A 7,460-nucleotide genomic window follows, 5' to 3' on the forward strand; every position below is an offset into this window, starting at 1 on the left:
ACCGGAAGCAGTGAAACTCGAGCTTCGCGGGATGACCAAGGTGTTCGGATCGTTCGTGGCCAACGACCACATCGATCTCACCATCCAGCCGGGCGAGATCCACGCCCTGCTGGGTGAGAACGGCGCCGGCAAATCCACCATGATGAACGTCCTCTACGGACTCTACGACGCCGATGGAGGAGAGATCCTCATCGACGACGAGCCGGTGAAGTTCTCCGGCCCGGGCGATGCCGTGGCCGCGGGAATCGGCATGGTCCACCAGCACTTCATGCTCGTGCCCGTGTTCACCGTGGCCGAATCCGTGGCGCTGGGCTACGAACCGACGAAGAGCCTCGGACTCCTCGACATCAACGAGGCGCGCAAGAAGGTCAAAGAGATCTCGTCGCGCTTCAACTTCAATATCGACCCCGACGCCCTCATCGAGGACCTGCCGGTCGGCGCCCAGCAGCGCGTGGAGATCATCAAGGCCCTGTCCCGGGACGCCGAGATCCTCATCCTCGACGAGCCCACGGCCGTGCTGACTCCGCAGGAGACCGACGAACTCATCTCGATCATGCGCCAGCTCAAAGAGCAGGGCACCTCGATCGTGTTCATCACCCACAAACTCCGCGAAGTCCGCGCGATCGCCGACGCCATCACCGTCATCCGCCGCGGCAAGATCGTCGGCGAGGCCTCCCCGGACTCGACCGAGACCGAACTGGCCAGCCAGATGGTCGGCCGCGCCGTGTCCCTGACGACCGAGAAGGACGCCGCCGATCCGGGCGACGCCACCTTCCAGGTCCGCGGACTCACCGTCGTCGACAAGGCCGAGAACGTCGTCGTCGACGACGTGTCCTTCGACGTCCGTCGCGGCGAGATCCTCGCCGTCGCCGGTGTCCAGGGCAACGGGCAGACCGAACTGGCCGAGACGATCATCGGTCTCACTGAACCGCGGTTGGGCACGATCACCCTCGATGGGAAGAAGCTCGTCGGGGATTCGGTCAAGGACCTCCTCGGTGCCGGCATCGGATTCGTTCCCGAAGATCGGTCGACCGACGGCATCATCGCGGAGTTTGCGATCCGCGAGAACATGATCCTCGACGTCTACGATCGTGAGCCCTATGCCAAGGGCCTGAATATGCGGTCGAAGGTCATCAACGAAGAGGCGAAGAAGAAGGTCGAGGAGTTCGACATCCGCCTCGGCAGCGTCTCCGATCCGATCTCGACCCTCTCCGGCGGAAACCAGCAGAAAGTGGTGCTCTCCCGCGAGCTCGGCCGCGATCTGCGACTGTTCATCGCCAGCCAGCCCACCCGCGGACTCGACGTCGGATCGATCGAATTCGTGCACAAGCGCGTCATCGCCGAACGCGATTCCGGCACCCCCTGCATCATCGTCTCGACCGAGCTCGACGAGGTCTACGGCCTCGCCGACCGCATCGCCGTGATGTACGCCGGACGCATCGTCGGCATCGTGGGACCCGAGACCTCCCGCGAGGCACTGGGCCTGATGATGGCCGGCGTTCCCGCCGACGAAGCCCTCGAAGCAACGGACGACGACTCAGCCACCACCTCGGCGGAGGAGACCAAATGACGACTGATATCGCACCGACGGCTCCTTCGCCGGCACCGCCGCCGAAGTCCGAGGCCGCAGACGGCAGGGAACAGACCCTGCTGCAGCAGATCCTGTCGGGATCCTGGCTCGTCTCGCTGCTGGCGATCGTGCTCGCCCTCCTGTTCGGCGGCGTCCTCATCGCCGTATCGAACGCTGAGGTCGTCGCGGCGGCCGAGAACTTCTTCGCCGCGCCCGGCGAGTTCTTCGCCACGCTCTTCCAGACCGTCGGCAACGCCTATTCGGCGCTGTTCCGCGGGGCGGTCTTCGACTGGGAAGCACGCACCACCGAACGCGCCATCCGGCCCTTGACCGAGTCGATGGTCTCGGGCACCCCGCTCATCCTCACCGGTCTCGGCATCGCCCTGGCCTTCCGCTGCGGTCTGTTCAACATCGGCGGTCAGGGCCAGGTCATCCTCGGCGCGACCATCGCCGGATTCCTCGGCTATGCGCTGCCGCTGCCTCCCGTCGTCCACATGCTCGTCGCCGTCGTCGGCGGCATCATCGGCGGTGCGATCTGGGCCGGCATCGCCGGCGTGCTCAAGGCGCGCACCGGCGCCAACGAAGTCATCGTGACGATCATGCTCAACTCGATCGCCGGCTATGCACTGGGCTACCTGCTCAAGCAGAACTGGTTCACGCACACGAGCTCGGCCAACCCGCAGTCACGTGTCATCGATGACTCCGCGCAGATGTTCCTGCTGCTGCCTGCGCCGTTCCGCCTCCACTTCGGCTTCATCATCGCCATCCTCGCCACGATCTTCGTGTGGTGGCTGCTCGAGCGGTCGACGATCGGCTTCGAGTTCAAGGCCGTCGGTGCGAACCCGCACGCGGCGCGGACCGCCGGCATCTCCGTGTCCAAGGTGACTGTGACGGTCATGATCGTCGCCGGCGCCCTGGCCGGACTCGGCGGTGCCGCCCAGGTGCTCGGCACCGAATACAAACTCACCGGCGGCATCAGCGGGTCGATCGGCTTCGACGCGATCACCGTCGCCCTGCTGGGACGGTCGAAACCGCTGGGGACGTTCCTCGCCGGTCTGCTCTTCGGTGCGTTCAAGGCCGGCGGCTACCTCATGCAGTCCCAGACCGGTACGCCGATCGACATCGTCCTCGTCGTCCAGTCAGTCATCGTGCTGCTCATCGCGGCCCCGCCGCTGGTGAGGTCGATCTTCCGGTTGCCCACACCGGTGCTCAAGCGGAAGGAGGACTGAGATGACCGCTCAGACCATGGATAAGACACCTTCGACCCAGGTCAAGGCGCTTGCGCCGATCGCCTGGAAGTTCCCGATCGTCTATACGATCCTGGCGCTGGTCTCGCTCATCTTCTTCGGCCTCATCGGCCGTGACGGACAGACGACCTTCCGCGTGGCCACCGGCGGAGACTTCTTCGCCATCCCCGACTTCGCCGTGTCTTCGACTGCGGCGGGGCTGACGCTGGGCATCCTGCTCGTCATCATGGCCGCCGTGTCGATCTATGTGGCGATCAAGCGCATCGACCTCGGCTCCTGGTTCCCGATGCTCTTCGGCGTCATCTTCGTCCTGTCCTTCCTCGCCTGGGCAGGCGGCGGATCCGGTGGCGTGATCCCGCTGACCACGCTGCTCGCCGGTGCCCTGGCACTGTCCGTGCCGCTGATCTTCGGCGCCATGTGCGGACTCGTGGGAGAACGGTCGGGCATCATCAACATCGCCATCGAAGGCCAGCTGCTGGCCGGCGCCTTCCTCGCCGCGGTCGTCGCCTCGGTGGTGAAGAACCCGTACGCGGGTCTGCTCGCCGCCCCCATCGCCGGGGCGCTCGTCGCCGTGGTGCTCACCTTCTTCGCGGTGAAGTACTGGGTCAACCAGATCATCATCGGCGTCGTCCTCAACGTCCTCGTCGTCGGCATCACGAGCTTCCTGTACTCGACGGTGCTCACCCAGGATCCGGGACTGTGGAACTCCCGGCAGAAGCTGCCGAATCTGCCGATCCCGCTGCTGTCGGATATTCCGGTGCTCGGACGGGTGCTGTTCGACCAGAACATCCTCGTCTACATCATGTACGTCGTCGTCATCGCCCTGCAGATCTTCGTCTTCCGCTCGAAGTGGGGACTGCGGATGCGCGCCGTCGGTGAGCACCCGAAGGCCGCGGACACCGTCGGCATCAAGGTCAACTTCACCCGCGTGCGCAACACTCTGCTCGCCGGTGCCATCGCCGGTCTGGGCGGTGCCTTCTTCACCGTCGGCTCCGGACTGGCATTCGGCAAGGAGATGTCGGCCGGGCAGGGCTATATCGCCCTGGCCGCGATGATCCTGGGCAAATGGAACCCGAAGGGTGCGCTGCTGGCGGCCCTGCTGTTCGGCTTCTCCAAGAGCCTCGGCAACACTCTGCAGTCCATCGGCACCCCGGTGGCCAACGAGCTGCTGCTCATGCTGCCCTACATCGTCACCGTCTTCGCTGTCGCCGGATTCGTCGGCAGGGTCCGCCCGCCGGCCGCGGAAGGTGTGCCCTACGTGAAGTGATCCCCGCCTCGGCGATGGATCTGCATTTCCCCTCGATCATCCCACAGTCACCACCCGAAGGAAGAGTTATCCCCATGACTGCCCCCGAACCCCGCGCATCCGCACCCGAGTCGACCGACCCGGCCTGGAGCGAGGAACCCACCCCGGTGAGCCCCGACGACCTCAGCGAAGGCACTTGGGAGCTGCTGCGAGCCGAGGCGACACGGGCGATGGCGAGCGCCTATGTGCCGTACTCGGACTACCCTGTCGGAGCAGCCGGACTCGTCGACGACGGTCGCATCGTCGGCGGCTGCAATATCGAGAACGCTTCGTTCGGGGTGACCCTGTGCGCGGAATGCTCATTGGTGTCCGAGCTGTTCATGACAGGCGGGGGCCGCCTCGTCGCCTTCGACTGCGTGGACGGGCAGGGCAACACCCTCGTCCCCTGCGGGCGATGCCGACAGCTGCTGTTCGAACACGGCGGCAACGATCTCGTCATCAACATGCCCAGCGGACGCGCCCCGATGTCCGTGGTCCTGCCCGAGGCATTCGGCCCCGACCATCTGGCCGCCGCACGCCGCGACCATGAGGCCAAGCACTGACCGATCGTCTCCTCGCCGAGGCGGTCGTGGCCGGAACGAGACGGCAGGGCCTTGAGAGCGACGACTGAGCCGACAACGAAGATTTCGACGACAACGAAGGATTGAGACCGTGAGCGTAGAAGCATTCGACACCGTCGATGTCATCGCCGCCAAACGCGATGGCCGGGCCCTGAGCAAGGATCAGATCGACTGGGTCATCGACGCCTACACCCGCGGCGCCGTCGCAGAAGAGCAGATGGCGGCCCTGGCCATGGCGATCTTCATCAACGACATGGCACCGGTTGAGATCGCGCATTGGACGCAGGCGATGATCGACTCCGGTGAGCGCTTGGACTTCTCGTCCCTGTCCCGGCCCACCTCGGACAAGCATTCGACCGGGGGAGTCGGCGACAAGATCACCCTGCCCCTGGCACCGCTCGTCGCCGTCTTCGACGTGGCCGTCCCGCAGCTCTCCGGCCGCGGTCTCGGCCACACCGGCGGCACCTTGGACAAACTCGAATCGATTCCCGGGTGGCAGGCGGGACTGAGCAATGAGGCGATCGTCGACCAGCTCGAGGATGTCGGCGCCGTCATCTGCGCCGCCGGATCCGGATTGGCGCCAGCCGATAAGAAGCTCTACGCACTGCGCGACATCACATCGACGGTCGACTGCATTCCGCTCATCGCCTCGTCGATCATGTCGAAGAAGATCGCCGAGGGCACCTCCGGGCTCGTTCTCGACGTCAAGGTCGGCTCCGGAGCGTTCATGAAGGACCTGACGAAGGCCCGCACGCTCGCCCAGACGATGGTCGAGCTCGGCAAGGCCGCCGGGGTGAAGACCTCGGCGCTGCTGACCGATATGTCCACGCCCTTGGGGCTGACCGTCGGCAATGCTCTCGAGGTCCGCGAATCCGTCGAGGTCCTGGCCGGAGGCGGACCCGCCGACGTCGTCGACCTCACCGTGGCCCTTGCCGAGGAGATGCTGCACCTGGCGGGCAAGACCGGTGTCGACGTCCGCGCCGCCTTGGCCGACGGGCGGGCCATGGACAAGTGGAAGCAGATGATCCGCGCCCAGCACGGCGACCCGGATGCCTCTCTGCCGGTGGCCGAGCACACCGAAGTCGTCACTGCGACCGATTCCGGGGTGCTTACGAAGCTCGATGCGCTGTCGGTGGGAGTCGCCTCGTGGAGGCTGGGCGCCGGACGAACACGGAAGGAAGATCCGGTCCAGGACGTCGCGGGAATCGAACTCCACGCCAAACCCGGGGACACCGTCACGGCAGGTCAGCCGCTCATGACACTGCACACGGCGACCCCGGAACGCTTCGAACGCGCCATCGAAGCGCTGGAGTCCGCGGTCGAGATCGGCGGGGATGCCGCCTCGGTGCCGGAATCGATCATCTTCGACACGATCACCTGAGCCGAATCGCACACTCTCAGCACTGCCGCGCGGCCGCTGGCCTCGCTACGCTGGACCTGACGACACTTCGCGCGTCATCGGCACGCGCAGCCATGCACGACCACGCAACCTTGCTTGTCCACGCAACCTTGCTCGACCACTTCTGGAGGACCGAATGACCAGCCGCACCGATGTCGCGAACATCATCGACCACACCCTGCTCAAGCCCGAAGCGACCCCCGCCGACGTCGACGCCCTCGTGGCGGAGGCGAAGGAGCTGGGCGTGCTCGCGATCTGCGTGTCACCGTCCATGCTGCCGGTCACCGATCCGGGTGAGCTTGTCGTGGCGACCGTCGTCGGTTTCCCCTCCGGCCAGGTGAAGCCGGAGATCAAAGCCGCTGAGGCTGCTCAGGCCGTCGCCGACGGCGCCGCCGAGGTGGACATGGTCATCAACATCGGACAGGCCGTCGCCGGAGACTTCGACGGACTCGAGGCCGATATCCGCGGTGTCGTCGAGGCCAGCGGGGACGCCCTCGTCAAGGTCATCATCGAGTCGGCGGCGCTGGGCGACGAGCAGATCGTCGAGGCCTGCCGCCGCGCGGAGGCCGCCGGAGCCGGATTCGTCAAGACGTCGACCGGGTTCCACCCGGCCGGAGGTGCCAGCGCTCATGCCGTGTCGCTCATGCGCGACACCGTGGGCGACCGTCTGGGAGTGAAGGCCTCCGGCGGAATCCGCACCGCCGCAGCCGCCGAGGAGATGATCGCCGCCGGCGCGTCGCGCTTAGGTCTCTCCGGCAGCCGCGCCATCCTCAACTCCCTCTAATTGCTACCTGACGGCGGCCCAGCGCGAGGTTGCTGGGCCGCCGTCAGGTAGTTCTCGGAGTGTCAGAGGGCGATGGCTTCCCGGATCTTAGAGACGGCCTTCTGCGCCGTTCGCTGTTTGATGAGGCCCTCTTTTGCATGGGCCGCGATCCCCAGGGTCGACTCTCTCCGGTCGAGCACGACGATGACGTAGGCCGGATTCATCGACGCGAAGCCTGATCCGATGCCACCGCGGATGGTGACAACAGGGTCGTCGGTCGCAGGCGTGTGTGCAGACAACAGGTGAGTCACCTGATTGAGAACGCGTTCGGTCTCATCCGGCGGAACTTCGATGACGACGTGATGGGTTTCGGTCTTCAGCCGCTTCGCCGACCACTCGGCACCGAGTCGACCGGCACCGAAGACGCTGCTGCTCTCGCCCAGTGATCCCAGCAGGCCGGTCAGAACCGCGTCGACCTCTGGATCGTGAGGAACGTCCATCGTTACTTCCTCCTCATGACTATGGGCCCTAAATACTACGTGACGGCGGCCCAGCAACCTCGCGCGAGGTTGCTGGGCCGCCGTCACGTAGTAATTAGAGGGGGAGGAAGGTTTT

General features: G+C 65.7%; 7 protein-coding genes. 6 read left to right on the forward strand and 1 reads right to left on the reverse strand.

The window, feature by feature from the left end:
- The first annotated feature begins 10 nt into the window (after nt 1–10).
- From ACTIIH_RS15495 to deoC, 6 genes are all read left to right on the forward strand, one after another.
- Nucleotides 11–1,570: an ABC transporter ATP-binding protein gene (locus tag ACTIIH_RS15495; protein ID WP_441452756.1), complete on the forward strand. Its 1,560-nt coding sequence runs from the start codon at nt 11–13 to the stop codon at nt 1,568–1,570.
- Nucleotides 1,567–2,799: an ABC transporter permease gene (locus tag ACTIIH_RS15500; protein ID WP_127364696.1), complete on the forward strand. Its 1,233-nt coding sequence runs from the start codon at nt 1,567–1,569 to the stop codon at nt 2,797–2,799. Before ACTIIH_RS15495 ends, ACTIIH_RS15500 begins: the two co-directional genes overlap by 4 nt.
- Before the next feature lies 1 nt (nt 2,800).
- Nucleotides 2,801–4,084, forward strand: a complete 1,284-nt coding sequence (locus ACTIIH_RS15505; protein ID WP_441452753.1) for an ABC transporter permease — start codon at nt 2,801–2,803, stop codon at nt 4,082–4,084.
- A gap of 74 nt (nt 4,085–4,158) precedes the next feature.
- The gene (locus tag ACTIIH_RS15510; RefSeq protein WP_441091874.1) at nt 4,159–4,665 is read left to right on the forward strand and encodes a cytidine deaminase; all 507 of its coding nucleotides are present in this window, start codon (nt 4,159–4,161) and stop codon (nt 4,663–4,665) included.
- A gap of 109 nt (nt 4,666–4,774) precedes the next feature.
- Nucleotides 4,775–6,064: a thymidine phosphorylase gene (locus tag ACTIIH_RS15515; protein ID WP_441452754.1), complete on the forward strand. Its 1,290-nt coding sequence runs from the start codon at nt 4,775–4,777 to the stop codon at nt 6,062–6,064.
- A 154-nt stretch (nt 6,065–6,218) separates the two neighbouring features.
- Entirely contained in the window at nt 6,219–6,866 is a 648-nt protein-coding gene (deoC, locus tag ACTIIH_RS15520; protein WP_441091876.1) for a deoxyribose-phosphate aldolase, read from the forward strand.
- Between the two features lie 62 nt (nt 6,867–6,928).
- On the opposite strand, the gene ACTIIH_RS15525 is transcribed toward deoC, so the two are convergent.
- Nucleotides 6,929–7,345: a hypothetical protein gene (locus tag ACTIIH_RS15525; protein ID WP_441452755.1), complete on the reverse strand. Its 417-nt coding sequence runs from the start codon at nt 7,343–7,345 to the stop codon at nt 6,929–6,931.
- Nucleotides 7,346–7,460: the final 115 nt, after the last annotated feature.

This window comes from Brevibacterium sp. (genome assembly GCF_052105255.1).
GTDB lineage: Bacteria > Actinomycetota > Actinomycetes > Actinomycetales > Brevibacteriaceae > Brevibacterium > Brevibacterium linens_B.

Bases quoted from the DNA above. Each gene is read 5' to 3' on its own strand.
- ACTIIH_RS15500 (WP_127364696.1), top strand. From the start codon at position 1,567: ATGACGACTGATATCGCACCGACGGCTCCTTCGCCGGCACCGCCGCCG.
- ACTIIH_RS15505 (WP_441452753.1), top strand. From the start codon at position 2,801: ATGACCGCTCAGACCATGGATAAGACACCTTCGACCCAGGTCAAGGCG.
- ACTIIH_RS15510 (WP_441091874.1), top strand. From the start codon at position 4,159: ATGACTGCCCCCGAACCCCGCGCATCCGCACCCGAGTCGACCGACCCG.
- deoC (WP_441091876.1), top strand. From the start codon at position 6,219: ATGACCAGCCGCACCGATGTCGCGAACATCATCGACCACACCCTGCTC.
- ACTIIH_RS15525 (WP_441452755.1), bottom strand. From the start codon at position 7,345: ATGGACGTTCCTCACGATCCAGAGGTCGACGCGGTTCTGACCGGCCTG.